This is a genomic window from Pseudomonas sp. A125, from assembly GCF_055409485.1.
This window is the reverse complement of sequence record NZ_JBUZVP010000006.1, coordinates 65982-82831: the sequence shown is the minus strand read 5'-3', so window position 1 is coordinate 82831 and position 16850 is coordinate 65982. Positions and strand designations below refer to the sequence as shown.

Annotated in this window: 18 protein-coding genes; 7 read left to right on the top strand and 11 right to left on the bottom strand. The window is 61.3% G+C overall.

Annotated elements, in window-relative coordinates; genetic code table 11:
- Nucleotides 1–205: 205 nt before the first annotated feature.
- The gene (locus ACZRN6_RS10160; RefSeq protein WP_322143610.1) at nt 206–850 is read right to left on the bottom strand and encodes a glutathione binding-like protein; all 645 of its coding nucleotides are present in this window, start codon (nt 848–850) and stop codon (nt 206–208) included.
- Nucleotides 851–946: 96 nt separating this feature from the next.
- Here ACZRN6_RS10160 and ACZRN6_RS10155 point away from each other — a divergent pair, with 96 nt between their 5' ends.
- Nucleotides 947–1498, top strand: coding sequence for a cysteine hydrolase family protein (locus tag ACZRN6_RS10155; protein ID WP_322143611.1), 552 nt, complete (start codon nt 947–949; stop codon nt 1496–1498).
- 114 nt (nt 1499–1612) lie between these two features.
- Here the strand turns inward: ACZRN6_RS10155 and ACZRN6_RS10150 are convergent, their stop codons facing one another.
- The 5 genes from ACZRN6_RS10150 to ACZRN6_RS10130 all read right to left on the bottom strand — a co-directional run bounded on the left by ACZRN6_RS10150 (nt 1613) and on the right by ACZRN6_RS10130 (nt 7827).
- Nucleotides 1613–2401 carry an ABC transporter ATP-binding protein gene (locus tag ACZRN6_RS10150; RefSeq protein ID WP_322143612.1) on the bottom strand — a complete coding sequence of 263 codons (789 nt, stop codon included), beginning with the start codon at nt 2399–2401 and terminating at the stop codon, nt 1613–1615.
- The gene (locus tag ACZRN6_RS10145; protein ID WP_322143613.1) at nt 2398–3456 is read right to left on the bottom strand and encodes a FecCD family ABC transporter permease; all 1059 of its coding nucleotides are present in this window, start codon (nt 3454–3456) and stop codon (nt 2398–2400) included. Before ACZRN6_RS10145 ends, ACZRN6_RS10150 begins: the two co-directional genes overlap by 4 nt.
- Nucleotides 3457–3617: 161 nt before the next feature.
- Nucleotides 3618–4733, bottom strand: a complete 1116-nt coding sequence (locus tag ACZRN6_RS10140) for an ABC transporter substrate-binding protein (RefSeq protein WP_464007876.1) — start codon at nt 4731–4733, stop codon at nt 3618–3620.
- A gap of 28 nt (nt 4734–4761) precedes the next feature.
- The gene (locus tag ACZRN6_RS10135; protein ID WP_464007875.1) at nt 4762–5442 is read right to left on the bottom strand and encodes a Fe2+-dependent dioxygenase; all 681 of its coding nucleotides are present in this window, start codon (nt 5440–5442) and stop codon (nt 4762–4764) included.
- 3 nt (nt 5443–5445) lie between these two features.
- Nucleotides 5446–7827 (bottom strand): TonB-dependent receptor, encoded by a 2382-nt coding sequence (locus ACZRN6_RS10130; RefSeq protein WP_464007874.1) that lies wholly within the window; start codon nt 7825–7827, stop codon nt 5446–5448.
- A gap of 196 nt (nt 7828–8023) precedes the next feature.
- Here ACZRN6_RS10130 and ACZRN6_RS10125 point away from each other — a divergent pair, with 196 nt between their 5' ends.
- Both ACZRN6_RS10125 and ACZRN6_RS10120 read left to right on the top strand, forming a co-directional pair.
- The gene (locus tag ACZRN6_RS10125) at nt 8024–8734 is read left to right on the top strand and encodes a response regulator (protein WP_322143617.1); all 711 of its coding nucleotides are present in this window, start codon (nt 8024–8026) and stop codon (nt 8732–8734) included.
- Nucleotides 8731–10122, top strand: coding sequence for an ATP-binding protein (locus ACZRN6_RS10120; RefSeq protein WP_464007873.1), 1392 nt, complete (start codon nt 8731–8733; stop codon nt 10120–10122). Before ACZRN6_RS10125 ends, ACZRN6_RS10120 begins: the two co-directional genes overlap by 4 nt.
- Before the next feature lie 121 nt (nt 10123–10243).
- Here the strand turns inward: ACZRN6_RS10120 and ACZRN6_RS10115 are convergent, their stop codons facing one another.
- From ACZRN6_RS10115 to ACZRN6_RS10100, 4 genes are all read right to left on the bottom strand, one after another.
- Complete coding sequence (locus ACZRN6_RS10115; protein WP_464007872.1) at nt 10244–10444, bottom strand: SEC-C metal-binding domain-containing protein; 201 nt, start codon at nt 10442–10444, stop codon at nt 10244–10246.
- Complete coding sequence (locus ACZRN6_RS10110; protein ID WP_322143620.1) at nt 10441–10941, bottom strand: LEA/WHy family protein; 501 nt, start codon at nt 10939–10941, stop codon at nt 10441–10443. Before ACZRN6_RS10110 ends, ACZRN6_RS10115 begins: the two co-directional genes overlap by 4 nt.
- A gap of 61 nt (nt 10942–11002) precedes the next feature.
- Complete coding sequence (locus ACZRN6_RS10105; protein WP_322143621.1) at nt 11003–11473, bottom strand: YchJ family protein; 471 nt, start codon at nt 11471–11473, stop codon at nt 11003–11005.
- A gap of 4 nt (nt 11474–11477) precedes the next feature.
- Entirely contained in the window at nt 11478–11975 is a 498-nt protein-coding gene (locus ACZRN6_RS10100; protein ID WP_464007871.1) for a DUF6231 family protein, read from the bottom strand.
- 180 nt (nt 11976–12155) lie between these two features.
- Here ACZRN6_RS10100 and ACZRN6_RS10095 point away from each other — a divergent pair, with 180 nt between their 5' ends.
- The 3 genes from ACZRN6_RS10095 (at nt 12156) to ACZRN6_RS10085 (ending at nt 14024) form a co-directional block, all read left to right on the top strand.
- Nucleotides 12156–12851 (top strand): PA1041 family peptidoglycan-binding anchor lipoprotein, encoded by a 696-nt coding sequence (locus ACZRN6_RS10095; protein ID WP_464007870.1) that lies wholly within the window; start codon nt 12156–12158, stop codon nt 12849–12851.
- 128 nt (nt 12852–12979) lie between these two features.
- Entirely contained in the window at nt 12980–13273 is a 294-nt protein-coding gene (locus tag ACZRN6_RS10090) for a DUF1145 domain-containing protein (protein WP_322143624.1), read from the top strand.
- Nucleotides 13266–14024: a collagen-like protein gene (locus ACZRN6_RS10085; protein ID WP_464007869.1), complete on the top strand. Its 759-nt coding sequence runs from the start codon at nt 13266–13268 to the stop codon at nt 14022–14024. The genes ACZRN6_RS10090 and ACZRN6_RS10085 overlap by 8 nt, the downstream gene beginning before the upstream one ends.
- A 117-nt stretch (nt 14025–14141) precedes the next feature.
- Here ACZRN6_RS10085 and ACZRN6_RS10080 read toward each other — a convergent pair whose 3' ends face one another.
- Nucleotides 14142–14606, bottom strand: coding sequence for a CopD family protein (locus ACZRN6_RS10080; RefSeq protein WP_322143626.1), 465 nt, complete (start codon nt 14604–14606; stop codon nt 14142–14144).
- A 99-nt stretch (nt 14607–14705) separates the two neighbouring features.
- On the opposite strand from ACZRN6_RS10080, the gene dinG reads away from it, so the two are divergent.
- A complete protein-coding gene (dinG, locus tag ACZRN6_RS10075; protein WP_177082266.1) occupies nt 14706–16850 on the top strand; it encodes an ATP-dependent DNA helicase DinG in 2145 nt (714 codons plus the stop codon).

Below are 16850 nucleotides of genomic sequence, written 5' to 3'. Positions count from 1 at the left end.
CGTCAGTAAAGGCGCTACGTTAGTGAGCGCGGCGAAACGACGCAAGCGGGAGGCGATGCTTATTTGTAGATAGATTTATGGATCAGCACAAAATCCTGTGGGAGCTGGCTTGCCTGCGATGCAGGCACCTCGGCGTGTCTGGTTCACCATAGGGATGCAATCGCAGGCAACCCAGCTCCCACAAGGAGTGAAATGCGCCTGTGGGTCAGGATTTCGGCGGGTTGACCTTCTGCACCAGCTCATACGCACGTACCGTCGCCGGGCGTTGTTTGATGTGGTTGAACCAGCGTTCTACATGGGGGAAGTCTTCGAGCTTCTGGCTCTGCCACTTGTGGGAAACGATCCACGGGTAGATCGCCATGTCGGCAATGCTGTATTCCTCGCCCGCCACAAACGTGCGGTCGGCCAGGCGTCGGTCCAGCACGCCATACAGGCGGGCGGTCTCATCCACATAGCGTTTGATCGCGTAGGGAATCTTCTCCGGGGCGAATTGGCTGAAGTGGTGATTTTGCCCGGCCATCGGTCCCAGGCCGCCCATTTGCCAGAACAACCATTGCAGTGCTTCCTGACGACCGCGCAGGTCCTTGGGGATGAACTGGCCGGTTTTTTCCGCGAGGTACAGCAAGATGGCGCCGGATTCAAACAGGGAAATCGGCGCGCCGCCATCGGTCGGGTTCTGATCGACGATGGCCGGGATGCGGTTATTGGGAGCGATTTTCAGGAAATCGGGCTTGAACTGATCGCCCTGGCCGATGTTGATCGGGTGCACCTCGTAAGGTAGGCCGGCTTCTTCCAGGAACAACGACACTTTGTGACCGTTGGGGGTGGTCCAGTAATACAGGTCGATCATGAAGCTCTCCAAGGGTGGTGACGCTTGAGCGAATGCCTGTAGGTATAGGTAATGTTAGGCTGACGAAAATTCAATGAAACATTTGGGTCTATCGATATGGATATTCGTGCGGGCGCAGCGTTGATTCTGATTGACCAGCAAAAAGGCATTCATCATCCCAGGCTGGGGCGACGTAATAATCCGCACGCGCAGGAGCGCATGCTGGCGTTGCTGGGGCATTGGCGGCGCGAAGGTTGGCCGGTGATTCATGTGCAGCATCTGTCCCATTCGCCGGAATCGGTGTTCTGGCCGGAGCAGTCGGGGGTGGAGTTTCAGGACGCGTTTATTCCGCAGGCGGGTGAGCAGTTGATCCAGAAACGGGTGCCGGACGCATTTTGTGGGACAGGGTTGGAAGCGAGTTTGCGTGAGGCCGGGCTTCGGCAAGTGGTGCTGGTGGGCGTGGCCACCCATAACTCGGTGGAGGCCACGGCCCGCAGTGCCGGCAACCTGGGGTTTGAGACGTGGGTTATCGAAGATGCCTGCTACACCTTCGACAAGGCGGACTTTTTCGGGCAGATGCATTCGGCGCAGGCGGTACATGCCATGTCGTTGGGCAACCTGCACGGCGAGTACGCCACCGTCATTTCTTCAGAAACCCTCCTCCCGTAGCAGCTGTCGAGCTTTAGCGAGGCTGCGTCGGGTGCGACTCGGTGCGGTGCCTGGCCTGATAGTTGCGGTGCGGCCAACGCAGCCTCGCTAAGGCTCGACAGCTGCTACGGGGGGTCAGGTTACGGCGCCGTCCACCAACACCTGCAACGTTTGTTGTGAGCATCGCTCGATGCGTACCCGCACACCATAGACTTCGGCAAACAGTGCCGCATCGAGCACATTGTCCGCCGGGCCACAGGCATGCAACCGGCCTTGGCGCAGCACGGCAATGCGGTCGGCATAACGGGCTGCGAGGTTGATGTCGTGCAGCACCACCACGGCGATCAGGTTGTGTTCCCGTACCAGGTCGCGCACGCAATCCATGACCTTCAACTGGTAGTTCAAGTCCAGCGCACTGGTGGGTTCATCCAGCAGCATCACCTGTGGCCGGCGTGCAATCAGTTGCGCCAGGCTGACCAGTTGCCGCTGGCCGCCGGATAGCGTGCTTAACAGCTGATCCGCCAGATGAGCGATGCCAATGCGCTGCAACGCATCAAACGCCTCGCGCAAGCACGCGTCACTGGACAGCGCGATGCCATCGACATTCGCCACGCGTAACGCTGCGATCACGCTTTCCATCACGCTCAGGCTCAACCCCGGCGGCAGGTTCTGCGGCATATAGGTCACACGACGAGCCCGCTCGCCAACAGACATTTTCGTCAGGTCCAGGTCACCCAGGCTTACGACGCCCTGCATTTTTTCCAGCCCGGCCACCGCCCGCAACAACGTCGACTTACCCGCACCGTTTGGCCCGATCAACGCGGTCAAGCTGCCATGGGCCAAGGTCGGCAGACTCAGGTTATGCACAATCTGCCGCCGTCCATAACTGACATGGGCATTCTGAATCGACAACCCGCTACTCATAACTGCCTCCCACGCTTGAACACCAGCAACACAAAAATCGGCACGCCCACCAGTGCGGTGACGATACCCACCGGCACAATGACGCCGGGCATGATCAGCTTGCTGGCGATGGATGACAGCGACAGCAGCAACGCACCTACAAGCGCGCTGGCCGGGAGCAGGAAGCGCTGGTCTTCGCCTACCAGAATCCGCGCGATATGCGGACCTACCAGGCCGATAAATCCGATGGTTCCCACAAACGCCACGGCGGTGGCCGACAGCAGGCTGATGCGCAACAACGAGAAAAACCGCAGGCGCTTCACGTCGACCCCAAAGCTTTGCGCACGGTCTTCGCCCATGCGCAGCAAGGTCAGGCGTGGGGCGGCAGCGAAGGAGAAAGGCATGACCACCGCCACCACAAACGCGAGGATGCCAAGCTTGTCCCAGTTGGCCCGGGTCACGCTGCCCAAGGTCCAGAACACCAGTTGTTGCAGCACATCTTCGGTGGCGACCAGTTGCAACAGGGCGACCACCGCGTTGCAACTGAACACCAGGGCAATCCCGAACAGCACCAGGCTTTCGACCCCGGCTCCGCGCAGGCGCGACATGGCTTGCAGCAAAAATACCGAGGCGGCGGCAAACACAAACGCCGAAATGGAAATCGCCGTATTGGCCGACACCCACAGCGTGGTCACCGGAAACACAATCACCAAGGAGGCGCCCAACGCCGCCGCCGAGGAAACCCCCAGCGTGAACGGACTGGCCAGCGGGTTGTTAAGGATCGCCTGCATCTCGGCGCCCGCCAGCGACAGCGCGCAGCCCACTAATACAGCCATCAACGCGTAGGGCAGGCGCACGTTCCAGATAATCACCTGGTCGGTGGGGCTCAGGTGGGCGGGGTGCAGCAAACCATCGAGCAGGGCGCCAAGGCCCATGCCCGACGGGCCGCTGGCCAAGTCCACCAGGATCGCGCACATCAGCGCGCCACCCAGCAGGGCCAGCAGCCAGCAGCGCCGGGCCAGCAGGCGGCGGTAGCCCTGGCTGGCGCTGGCGAGGTCGAGGGTTTGAGTGGTCATTGGATTCGCAGCCTTGAAAACGACGAAAATCCCTGCCGGTACGCGGTCAGTGTGGGAGCTGGCTTGCCTGCGATGGCGATGGTGAATCCAACACCGCTATCGCAGGCAAGCCAGCTCCCACAGGAACCGTGTCCAGGCAGGGAATGGGTTGTGAGCCTTAGTTACTTGGCCTTGCCATCAATCCAGTAAGCACCCTGCAGCGGCATGCCGAGGAACTGTTGGTTCATCGCGTCCATGGTCGCGCTCGGGTCCAGCTTGGCGAACAATTGCGGATGCACCCACTTGGACAGCGCTTCAATCGCCAGCAGGTTGTACGGCGAGTTGTAGAAGTCATGCCACAGACCGTGGGAATTGCCGTCACGAATCGCCCGAAGGTTCACAAACTCAGGGCGTGCCAGCACGGTATCAAACGCGGCACGCGCGTCTTCGTTGCTCACGCCAGCACCCAGAATCAACCCGGGCTTGTGATTGCCGGTGGCCACATATACATCCGGGTCAGCCTTCAGCGCGTACTCGACACTGATATCTCCCAGCGCTCCCGGCACCACGTCGGCGGCGATGTTGCGCCCGCCCACCAGTTTGATCACTTCACCCATGCCGCTCTTGCCGGTGGTGTGCCCCGGTGCCTGCCAGGCGCCGGCCAGCAATTCCAGGAACACGCTCGGGCGCGGACCGGCCGGCAAGGTGGCGACGGCGTCGGTGATCACCTTGATGTGCTGGTCATAAAAGTCGAGGAACGCCTTGGCCTGGGTTTCCCGGCCAAGGGCCTGGCCCAGGGCGGTCATGCTGGTATGGGTGCCTTGCACCGGGTTGATGCGGAAGTCGACGAACAATACCGCGATGCCCGCCTTGGCCAGCACATCGGCCACCGAGCTGTGTTCGGTCGGGCCGTGGCCGGAAATGCTGAACACCGCCAGGTCCGGTTTCAGCGAAAGAATTTCCTCGGCGCTGACGCTTTGCTCCGACGCCTGGCCAATCAGCGGGATGTCTTTTACCGTCGGAAATTTCGCCACGTAGGCGTTGTAGGTGTGGGCGTCCAGCAGTTTCAAGTCATTCTGCCAGCCAACAATCCGCTGGAACGGTGCGTCCTTGTCCAGCAAGGCAAACGCCGAAATCAGCCGGCCTTCACCGAGCACCACACGCTGCACGTGGTCTGGCACCTCGACCTTGCGGCCCAGCACGTCGGTGACTTCATGGGCCGCAGCGGTTTCGGCGTGGCCAAGAACGAGCACGGCAAACAGCGCGCCCAGCTTGAGGAAGTTGCGGGGTTTCAGCATGGCGAGAACTCCAGGTGAAGGCGGCGCATCAGACATCGCTCCAGCGCCGCAAAAGGTTGTGATAGGCGCCGCTCAGTTGCAGCAGTGCGTGGTCGTCGGCGTGTTGCGCGCTGAGGCGTTGAATCGCCACGTCCATGTCCAGCAGCAGTTGGCGCTGGCTGTCTTCGCGCACCAGGCTTTCGATCCAGAAGAAACTGGCGATGCGCTCGCCCCGGGTCACCGGGTTGATCTTGTGCAGGCTGCTGGCGGGATAAATCAGCAAGTGCCCGGCCGGCAGCTTCACCGCGTGTTCGCCAAAGGTGTCGCGAATCACCAGTTCGCCGCCGTCGTAACTGGCCGGGTCAGCCAGGAACAAGGTGGCGGAGATGTCGGTGCGTACCCGCTCGCGCACGCCCTTGAGGCCGCGAATTGCATTGTCGATATGCCAGTCGAAGGCCTCGCCGCCGCTGTAGCGGTTGAACAGCGGCGGGTAGATTTTCTTTGGCAGGGCGGCAGACATGAACAGTGCGTTGTCCGACAACCGCGACAGAATCTGCTCACCCAGGCAAATCGCTACCGGGGCGTCTTCCGACAGCTGCCGGTTATTTTTCGCCATGGCCGAGCGCTGCCCGGCGGTGACCTTGCCGTCGACCCACGGTTGATCGAGCAAGGTGGCGACGGCCACTTCGACTTCTTCGGCTTTCAGCAGGGCCGGGATTTCGATCAGCACGGCTTAAAACTCATAGTCGACGCTGGCGGTGAGCGTGCGCCCGGCGCCCGGAATGCCGTAGAGCTGGAAGCCGTCCAGGGACGAGCCGATCTGGCTGTAGTAGAACTTGTTAAACACGTTGTTGAGGTTGAGGTTGACCGTGGTTTGCTTGTTCACTTTGTATTGCGCGGCCACGTTGTTGAGCCAGTAGCCGGGGGCCTTTTCGTGGTCGCGGGTGTAGATCGCGTACACGCCGGAGGGGCCGGTGGCGTAGCTGCTGTTGTTGTTCAGGCCACCGACGTATTTGTTGTCGCTGTAGCGCCGGCGTCCTACGTATTGCGCGCCGTAGCTCAGGCTCAGGTCGTCGGTGAGGGCGTAGGTGGTCCACAGGTTGGCGGTCAGGTCCGGGACGTTCTTGGCTTCTTCGCCTTTGTTGGCGCCCTTGGTCTGGGTGCTCTTGAGCGCCGAGAACCCGCTGTATACCGTCCAGCGCGGGTTGATATTGCCTTGCAGCCCAAGTTCTACGCCGTCGACACGCTTGGCGGGGAGGGCGCGTACCGGGGCGGTTTCGCCGTCCTGGTATTCCCAGGAGTTGTCCAGCTCGGTGCGGAAGACCGCGGCGGTGACGTTCAGCAGGTCGTGGGCAATGTCCCACTTGGTGCCGATTTCGTAGGTTTTCGACTTGGCCGGGGTGTAGTTGCTGGTGCTGGCTGCGCCGTAGATCTGGTTGTTGGTCGACGCGCCGAGGGCTGACGGTTGTGCCGCTTCGCTGTAGGACACATAGATGCTGCCGTTAGGCAAAGGCTTGTACACCGCGCCGACGCGGCCGCTCACGGCACCGTCGGTGCTGTTGATGGTGGCTTGGCCGCGCTGGCTGGTCTCGGCCTGCCAGTGGTCATAGCGCAGCGAACCGAGGACTTGCCATTGCTCGTTCAGGGTAATCGTGTCACCGAGGTAGAGACCGGCGTTGTCGATCACCGAGCGCGGGTCGCCCTCGCCCTTGACGGTGGTGGTGCTGGCGAAGCTGTGGTTGGGGTCATTCATGTCGAAGAACAGGTCGCCCGCCGGCACTTCGGCGTTGCGTTTCAGGCCGCCGTAGGTCTCGTGGTAGAACTCCAGCCCGCTGACGACTGCGTGCTCCAGGCCGCCGGTATTGAGTGTGAAGGCGAAGTCGGTCTGGTTGTCGAGGATGGTGTAGCGCTTGGACAAGCCGAAGTCGCTGCCCCGTAGAATGCCGTAGGCGGTGCTGCCGCTGTTGGCATATCCCGGGTAGGCATTCACCGTGCTGCCGGGCACCTGGCTTACCGGTCCTACGCCGGTGTAGCCCAAGGTCGCACAGCGCGTACCGGTGCAGGTTTTCTGGCCACTGGCATTGGCGGCAAAGAAGCGCGCGGGTGAAAGCACGGCGAAGTTGTCGGTGCGTTCCCACTTGGTCTGGTTTTTCAGGGTCGCTTGGTTCCAGTCAAAATCATGCTCGAAGCGGGCGGTGAGCGAGGTGGTTTTGGTCTGCTGGGTGTACAGGTGCGAATCGCCGTACCAGTTCGAACGCTTCACGCCCGGCATGCGGTCGCCGTCGGTGCCGCGCTGGATCGGTACGCCGCCGTCCGGGGTGTTGTCGTCCTTCTGGTAGAAGGTGTCGATAAACAGGCGGGTGTCGGTGCCCAGGCCGAAGCCGAGGGAGGTCGCGATGCCCCAGCGGTCGTAGTCCACGTCGTCGCGCTCGGCCACCTGGTTGTAGTGCTTCATCAGGTTGATGCGCAGGGCCGTGGTGTCGTTGAGTTGTTTGTTGAAATCGCCGGTAAGGCGGCGGTAGCTGTCGGTGCCGATGCCGGCCGAGAGTTTGTTGGCGTCGCCCAGGTGCGCTTCTTTACTCACCAGATTGACGCTGCCGCCTACCGCGGAAACGCCGGATTCGATCGAACCGGTGCCCTTGAACACTTCCGCCTGTTGCAGGTTGAAAGTGTCGGTGCGGGTCGATTGGCCGGCATCGCGCACGCCGTCGACGGTCAGGCTCTGCTCCGAGGAAAAGCCGCGAATCGAAAACAGGTCGCCCCAGCCCAGGTTGCCTTCGCCAGACATGAAGGTGATGCCCGGCACGTTGCGCAATACTTCCTGCAGGGTTTGCGCGTTCTGCTCCTTGAGCACTTGCTGCGGGACGATGGTCACACTTTGCGGCGCGTCCAGCAGCGGCTGGCTGATTTTCGCCGAGGTCACCCGGTCGACCTTGAAGGTGGAGGTGGCTTCGCCGTCGACCTTGATTTCTGGCAGGCTGACCACTGAATCATTGGACGCCGCCACCGGCGCATCGGCCCAGGCAGAGGGAGAAAGGCTGCCGGCGGCAAGCAGGCCGAACATCGGCGCAAGGGTAGTTTGCAGCGACAAGGCGCGTGGGGTAGGCAATGGCATTCGGAGTGACCTAGGCTAAATTACAATTAATCTCATTTAGATTCGGTAGTCTAAAGACCGATACCGGCCGCCACGCCGTGGCTTTGTAATGTGGATGCGTGATTATCGCTTCCCACAACATTCCATTACATTTGCGCGTACTCCTGGCTGACGTTTCGGCTATCTCCTGCCTTTTGAGTTTCGGACGAGTTGCCCCATGGCCAAGCAAGACCACCTGCTGATCGTCGATGACGACCCGCAAATCCGCCAGTTGCTGTGCGACTACCTGAGTGACGCCGGTTTTCAGGTATCTACCGCCGGCGACGGCAAGGAAATGCGCCGCCGCCTGGCGCTGAATGTCATCGACCTGATCGTGCTCGACCTGATGCTGCCGGGCGAAGACGGCCTGAGTTTGTGCCGCGAATTGCGGGTCAGCTCCAATACGCCGGTGATCATGCTGACCGCCAAGGGCACGTTGATCGACCGGATCGTGGGCCTGGAAATCGGCGCCGACGATTACTTGCCCAAGCCGTTCGACCCGCGCGAGTTGCTGGTGCGGATCAAGGTGGTGTTGCGCCGGGTGCAGAGTTTCCCGGACCGGGCGCGGCTGGACGAAGCGCCAGGCATCAGCTTTGCCGGCTGGCAACTGGACACCCGGGCGCGACAATTGCTTTCGCCGCAGGGCGTGGTGGTCAGCCTCGGCAACTCCGACTACCGGGTGCTGCGCCTGTTGTTGCAACACCCCAACCGGCCGTTGAGCCGCGACTTTTTACTCAATCACGTGTTCGACAAGGACAGCACACCGTTCGACCGCTCGATTGATGTGTGCGTCAGCCGCCTGCGCTCGCAGTTGCCGGCCGGGCTGATCAAGACCGTGCGCAACGAGGGCTACATGCTCACCGCCGATGACGTGGCGCTGCAATCGTGAAACTGCTGCCGCGTTCGTTGTTTGGCCGGTTGGTGCTGATTTTGGTCAGCGGCATGCTCGCGGCCCAGGCCCTGACCAGCAGCATCTGGTACGACATGCGCCACGGCCAGGTGCTGGAAATTCCCAGCCGGCTGATCGCCACGCGGCTGGCGGACGTGGTGCGGCTGGTGCACAGCGATCCGGCGCAGGCTGATGTGTTGATCAAGCTGCTTGATACGCCGCGCTTTCATCTGATGCTCAGTGACCAGGCCAGTGATGTGCCGAGCAGCATCAGCGACAGCGACCGAGCCACCGAGCGTCTGCTGAATAAAGTGCTGTCGCAAAAAACTGGCTACACGCAGAACCTGCATCTGTTGAGTCTCAAGTTGCTGGATGCCGAGGGCCAGCATGCCGGGCTGTCGACCTTGCTCGGCTCCAGGCCGGTGGTGGGGCAGTTCCTGATTGACCTGCGTTTGCCGGACGGGCGCTGGTTGCAGGTACAGGCCACCGAGGAACAGGGCTGGACCAGCACCTCGCCGATGGACCTGCTGTTCGACTACGTGATGCGTATTTATCTGCTGCGGGTGTTGGTGTTGGTGATCATTGCTTTGGTGGCGGTGCGCCTGGCCATTCGCCCGCTCAACGCCCTGGCCAAGGCGGCCGAAGCGTTGGGCCGGGATATTCAACGGCCACCGCTTTCAGTTGATGGGCCCACCGAAGTACGCCGCGCCGCCCAGGCATTCAACGCCATGCAACAGCGGCTGATCGCCAACATCGCCGAACGCACGCGTTTCCTTGCGGCGGTGTCCCACGACCTGCGTTCACCCATCACACGCCTGCGGTTACGTACGGAAATGCTCGAAGACAACCGCACCAAGGAGCGCTTTCGCAGCGATCTGGAAGAAATGGAACACATGGTTTCCAGCACCCTGGATTTTGTCAGCAGCGGCGAAATCAACGAAAAGCGCCAGAACATCGACATCAACGCCTTGCTGCAAAGCTTGCAGGCGGATCTGCAGGATGTGGGTGAAACCGTCACGATAGAAGGGCGGGCCAAACAGCCGCTGCCGGGGTATGCCCGCAGTCTCAAGCGTTGCGTGCAGAACCTGCTGGAGAACGCGGTGCGTTATGGCCGCGAGGTGGTGGTGCGGGTGGAGGACAAGGCGGACAGCTTGAAAATTGTCATCAGCGACCGTGGGCCGGGGATTCCCCAGGAACAGCTGGATCAGGTGATGGAGCCGTTTTACCGGGTGGAAGGCTCGCGCAATGTGGAAACCGGCGGGTACGGGCTGGGGTTGAGCATCGCGCATACGATTGCCAGTGCCCATGACGGGCGTTTGAGCTTGAGCAATCGCGAAGGTGGAGGATTGGAGGTGATGTTGCAGTTTCAGCGCAAAACTCTAGGTTGAAATACGGTCAAAATGTGGGAGCTGGCTTGCCTGCGATAGCGGTGTTTCAGTCACATCATTGTTGCCTTAAAGATTGCTATCGCAGGCAAGCCAGCTCCCACAATGACCTGTGTTCAGGGCATCAAGCCCCGTGGCACTTCTTGAATTTCTTCTCGCTGCCGCACGGGCAAGGGTCGTTACGACCTACGTCCTTCAGGGTGTTGCGCGCCGGCTCCTGGTGAGCGTGGCCGCAGTTCGGGCCGTGGACATGGCCATGGTCGTGATCATGCTGATCATGATCGTGGTTGCAGTCAGGACCATGGACATGGGGTTGCTGAGTCATCGATGTCGCTCCGGAATAAAATCGCCGGGGATTATCTCGCCATTGCGCATCACCTGCACGTCGTTCCCGATAAATAAACCGGTTTTCAACTCGCCTTCAAGGCGGTAGGGCACGGGCGCGCGCCGATTTTTCAGCATGTCGACCACATCGCGGATTTGCGGCCACAGGTTAGTGCGTACCGATACCCGGAAGAACGCGTGGCTGTGGGGCGGCACGGTTAGCCATTCGTTGGACTCGCCCTCGGTCAGCAGCAGCGGCCCCAGGCTGACCTTGTAAACCAGGCCGCGCACGGTCAAGTCGCTGTCGTCGCGGTTGTCCACGCGAAAATACAGCTTGAACTTCTGCTCCAGCAGTTTGACCCGCACCGGGTCGACCTTCACCAGCCGAACCTCGGGGGCGGGCGTATCGTCGGCGAACCACGACGCGCAGCCGGAGAGGCCCAGCATCAATGCCAGCAGAAGGCTGTAAGTCCTGAATACCCGCGCCTGAGAAACCATGCCGTTACTCCGTCTGAAGAGTCAGCATAGCAAGCGCGAGCCGGCCGGGTATCAACGAATGTCAGAGGTAGCCAGAACAGCACTTCTTGAATTTCTGCCCGCTGCCACACAGGCACGCGTCATTGCGCTCGACTTTCACGGCAACGGTCGGGTCGATGAAGTACCAGTGTTCGTTGTTCTGCACGAATGAGGAGCGCTCGCGGTGGCTGTGTTCGCCTGTGCTGTCATGCCAGCGGGCGGTAAAGGTCACGAAGGCATGTTCCGGCTGGCCACCGAACACCTCGGAGCTTTCCACGGCCAGGCCCAGCCAGGTGCTTTGGGTGCTCCAGGCACCAATGGCAGCGGTGTCCAGCCCGGGTTGTTGCGCTGGCAAGGTGGTTGCCACCAGGTAGTCCACCAGGCCCAGCACATAGGCGCTGTAGCGCGAGCGCATCAACGCTTCGGCGCAGGGCGCGGGGTGGCCGGCGTGATAATGGCCGCAGCAGGCATCCAGCAGGTTGCCGCTGCCGCAGGGGCAAATGGATGTACTCATCGGGTTACCACCAATACTTTCCAAAGTTTTGCGGGTTGGCCCAAAAGCGGGCGTTCAGCCAATCCGGCACCTGTTTATAGTCAAGCAGATCGTAGGTAAACAGCGTCAAAACCTGATCGTCGCGCTGGAAACGTTCGCTGGCTTGCAGGGCCAGGGAGAAGAGGTCGGTGTCTTTCCAGGCGCAGGCGTCCAGGTCTACCAGCACCGCAATGCGGCTGGCATTCAGGTTGCGAATGCCCCCCAGCAGGGTCAGGCCCGCAGGTTTTGACAGGTGTTCCAGGCAGTCGACGACCAGCGCCAGGTCAAAACGCTGGGCCGCGAGGTCGGCGGGCAAGGGGCCGGGCTCGGCGAAAGACACCCGTGTATCCGCATGTGCTTGCTTGAACGCATCCAGCGCCGGGAACTGGCTGGCACCCAATAACAGCAGGCGTTTGGGCGCGTGTAGCTCAAGCAACGCGGCAAGCGCTTGCTGGGGTGTACGGGAAGAAATACCGGCAGTCATCGAAGATCCTCACATCAGGACGGTAGAGACTAGCCTGCCTGAGCGTGCGGGCCTAGAGCGGGCGGCGAGAATAAACCGTGCGGGCCAATGAATACTGGGGTGTGACACGCTGGCGCAGATGAATAGAGCCGTCTTTACTCCATTCGTCGGCCCCCGCCGATCCCCTCAGGAGAAAGTCAGATGAGCATCATGCGGACAGCTCTACCCTTGGTTCTGCTAACCGGAGTATTGACAGGTTGCGCAGGCTTGCAAAAAACCGACTGGCCCACCTGCGCCGCGGTCGGCGGTGTGACCGGCGCGGCCATCGGCGCGACCCAAAGCTCTTCCTATGCGGGCTATGGTGCGCTGCTGATCGGCGGCATGGCCGGTGCGTATTGCTGGGTGCATGGCGACGGTGATGAAGATGGTGACGGCGTGCCAGACAGTCGCGACAAGTGCCCGGGTACGCCAAAAGGCGTGCAGGTGGATGCCAATGGCTGCCCACCCGTCCCGGTTGCAGTGGTTCAAGAAGAAGTGGTGGTGGTCAAGGAAGAGACCATCGTGATTCGTGACGTGCACTTCGAGTTCGACTCCGCCAAGCTGACGGCCGCCGACAAAACCAAACTCGACATCATCGCCACCCGCCTGAAAAAAGAGGCCCCGAGTGCGCAACTGCGCGTCAGCGGCCATACCGACAGCGTTGGTAAAGACGCCTACAACCAGAAACTCTCTGAACGACGCGCTCATTCGGTTACCGACTACCTGGTCAGTTCCGGAATCCCGCGCAGCAGTTTTGTCTCCGTGACCGGCGCCGGCGAAAGCCATCCGGTAGCCGATAACAAAACCGCTGACGGCCGCGCGCTAAACCGCCGCGTGGAAATCCAGATCAACCGCTGACCCACCCTAAAGGCCCCTGTGGGATCCACAGGGGCCCCTTCATCAATTTTTTAATCCTTCACTGGCACAACGCCTGTAGAAGTCGTTACTGTGCGCCCAAAGAATAACGTGCAAGGGGAGCGTGCGGGATGAAGGTGTTTTGGGGGCTGGGGAAGTTATTGACGTTGCTGTTCTGGGTATTGGTGGTGGTCAATCTGTTCACACCGCTGATCAACCCGTTTCACCTGTTGGTCAGTCTGGCCGGCAGCCTATTGTTGTTGACCCATATTCTGGAACTGCTGTTGTTCAATGGCAGTGTGAAAAACCGTGCCCACCCCTGGCGTGACCGCTTGCAGATCCTGCTGGTGGGTATGTTCCATGTGCAGAGCTTTTCGGCGCCGGCACCGACTAATGATGTAACCAAGGAGGCCAATCATGCGTAAGGTTTTTCTGTTGGCCTTGCTGGTCAGCCCCATTGCCCTGGCCCAAAGCGTCAGCGTCGAGACCAATTCGTTGATGCGCCTGCCCAACAGCAGCGGCGTCTTGCAGCTGGAGCGGCTGGAGGTGGCGGACTACGGCACTTTGCTGATTCCCGCCAACATCACCCAGGTGACGGTGGATGAATTGCACTTGGGTCGCGAAGCGCGTATCGCCATCGTGCCCGGCAGTACCGCCCTGCAATTGCAGGTGCGCCAGGCGCAACTGGAGCATGGCAGCCAGATCACTTCGCGCGGCGCGCCAGGTACCCATGAACGCCCGGCCAAGGCGGGGCGTGACCTGGTCTTGCGGATCAATTCGCTGACGGCCGATGAGCTGTCGGTGGATGCCCGCGGCGGTGCGGGTGCCCAGGGTTATGCCGGGTTGGATGGCGCCAACGGTGAAGACCCGGGTTGCACCTGGGGTTCGGCCGGGCGCGGTGCCAATGGCGACAACGGCGGCGACGGGTTGCCGGGCGCGGCGGGCGCGCAGGTTCGGGTAGAGTTGCCGCAGGACTTCCCGGGCGAAAAGATCAAGGTCTGGGTGGACGGCGGTGCCGGTGGTTTGGCGGGTACGGCGGGCAAGCCGGGTAAAGGCGGGCAGTCCAAGGGATGCGTGGTGTACCACGCCGATGGCGGCGAGAAAGGCCGCGCCGGGCTGGAAGGGCAGGCGGGCCCAGCAGGGCCTGCGGGTGCGGTGACCGTCCAAAGGCTATAAACCGCTACGCCTGTGTGCGTAGCAGCTGTCGAGCCTTGGCGAGGCTGCGTCGGCGGTGTACCTGACACACCGCGTACGCAGCCTCGCCAAGGCTCGACAGCTGCTACGCAGGCATCCTCAGAACATCGGCCGAGCCGCAGCAATCGCCACCAGCACCAACCCCACAATCAAGTTAATCCCCACCAATTTACGAATCTGCCCCAACGCCGCAGCCCCGGCTGGCCAATCCTCAGCCGCCACCGCCGTGCGCAGCTCCGGCAACTTCAGTGCCTGAATCCGGATAAACAGCGCCGTCATCACCACATACAAGCCCATCATGACCTGCACATAACGCGGCGCAGTCTCAAACCCGCTGAAACGCAGTTGCAGCAGGCCAACACCGCTGATCGGCAAAACCAGCACCGCGACCCAAACCCACACGAAAAAACGTTGAAACACATTTACCCAGAGTTTAAGCCGGGCAGGCCCGTCCAGCGCAGCCATGGCGGCGGGGCGCAGGATCATCCAGGCGAAAAACATACCGCCGACCCAGATCAGGGCCGCCAGTACATGCAGGGTATAAGCAAGGCTAAACACGGTCATTGAGGTACTCCGTTCTGCGCGGGATTAATTAGCGGGGTATGATAGCGGCCGATCCGAACCACTGAAAATTTATCCAGCGTTTTTTGCGCCCGACTATTCATGATCAGCACTGAACTCAAAACCACGATCCAGGGCGCCTACTCGCGTTTTCTCGAAGCCAAGAGCTTGAAACCGCGGTACGGCCAGCGCCTGATGATCGCCGAAGTTGCCAAGGTCCTCGGGGATATCGACACCGACGACGAAGGCCGGCGCAGTGGCGACCCCGCCGTGGTGGCCGTCGAAGCCGGTACCGGTACCGGCAAAACCGTGGCCTATTGCATTGCGGCGATTCCCACCGCCAAGGCTGCCGGCAAGCGCCTGGTGATTGCTACCGCCACAGTCGCCCTGCAAGAGCAGATCGTCTACAAAGACCTGCCTGACCTGATGCGTAACAGTGGCCTGAACTTCACCTTCGCCCTGGCCAAGGGTCGTGGGCGCTACATGTGCCTGTCCAAGCTCGACGTGTTGTTGCAGGAAGGCCATGCGCAAACCGCGACGGCCTCGCTGTTCGAGGAAGAAGGCTTCAAGATCGAAGTCGATGAGGTCAGTCAGAAGCTGTTTACCAGCATGATCGAGAAGCTGGCCGGCAATAAATGGGACGGCGACCGCGACAGCTGGCCCAATGCCCTGGAAGACGCCGACTGGGCGCGCCTGACCACCGATCACAGCCAGTGCACCAACCGTCATTGCCCCAACTTTGGCCAATGCGCCTTCTACAAGGCCCGCGAAGGCATGGGCAAGGTCGACGTTATCGTCACCAACCATGACATGGTCCTGGCCGACCTGGCCCTGGGCGGCGGCGCCGTATTGCCCGACCCGCGCGATACGTTGTACGTGTTCGACGAAGGCCATCACCTGCCCGACAAGGCCATCGGCCACTTTGCCCACTACACGCGCCTGCGGTCCACCGCCGACTGGCTGGAAACCACCGCCAAGAACCTCACCAAGTTGCTCGCGCAACATCCGCTGCCCGGCGACCTGGGCAAGCTGATCGAGCAGGTTCCGGAGCTGGCGCGCGAGATCAAGACCCAGCAGCAATTCATGTTCAGCGCCTGCGAGCAGGTAGCAGACTTCAAGCCCGGCGAAGACGTGGAAGGCCGCGAACGGCCGCGTCACCGCTTCGTCGGCGGGCTGATCCCCGAGCACATGCGCGAAATGGGCATCGAACTGAAGAAGGGCTTTTCGCGCCTGACCGACCTGTTCACCCGGCTCACCGATTTACTCAAGGAAGGCATGGACGGCGAGGTCAACATCGGCATCGCCAGCAACCAGGCCGAAGAGTGGTACCCATTGTTTGGCAGCCTGCTGTCCCGGTCCCAGGGTAACTGGGAGTTGTGGACCGCCTTTACCGTTGAAGACCCGGAAGACAACCCGCCCATGGCCCGTTGGCTGACCTTGTCGGAAAGCGGTGCGCTGTTTGATATCGAGGTCAATGCCAGCCCGATCCTTGCGGCGGAAATGCTCCGACGCAACCTGTGGAACGTGGCCTACGGCACCCTGGTCACCTCGGCTACGCTGACTGCGCTGGGCACGTTCGACCGCTTCCGCATGCGCGCCGGGCTGCCGAAAAAGGCCGTCACCGCCGTGGTGCCAAGCCCGTTCCATCACGCCGACGCGGGTGTGTTGCGGGTGCCGGACCTCAAGGCCGACCCACGGGATGCGCCGGCCCACACGGCGGCAATCATTCGTGACCTGCCGTCGCTGGTAGAAGGTTCCCGGGGCACGCTGGTGCTGTTCTCGTCGCGCAAACAGATGCAGGACGTGTTCGACGGCCTCGACCGTGACTGGCGCAAGCAGGTGTTTATCCAGGGCAACCTGTCAAAGCAGGAAACCCTGAACAAGCACAAGGCGCGGGTGGATGGCGGCGATTCCAGCGTGCTGTTCGGCCTGGCGAGTTTTGCCGAGGGTGTGGATTTGCCCGGCGCCTACTGCGAACACGTGGTGATCGCCAAAATCCCGTTCTCGGTGCCGGATGATCCGGTGGAGGCCGCATTGGCCGAATGGATCGAGGCCCGGGGCGGTAATCCGTTCATGGAAATCTCGGTGCCGGACGCTTCCCTGAAGCTGGTCCAGGCCTGCGGGCGCCTGCTGCGTACCGAAGAAGATCGCGGCACCATCACCTTGCTTGACCGGCGCTTGGTCACCCAGCGCTACGGGAAAGCTATCCTGAATGCTTTGCCGCCGTTTCGGCGGGAAATTTCTTAA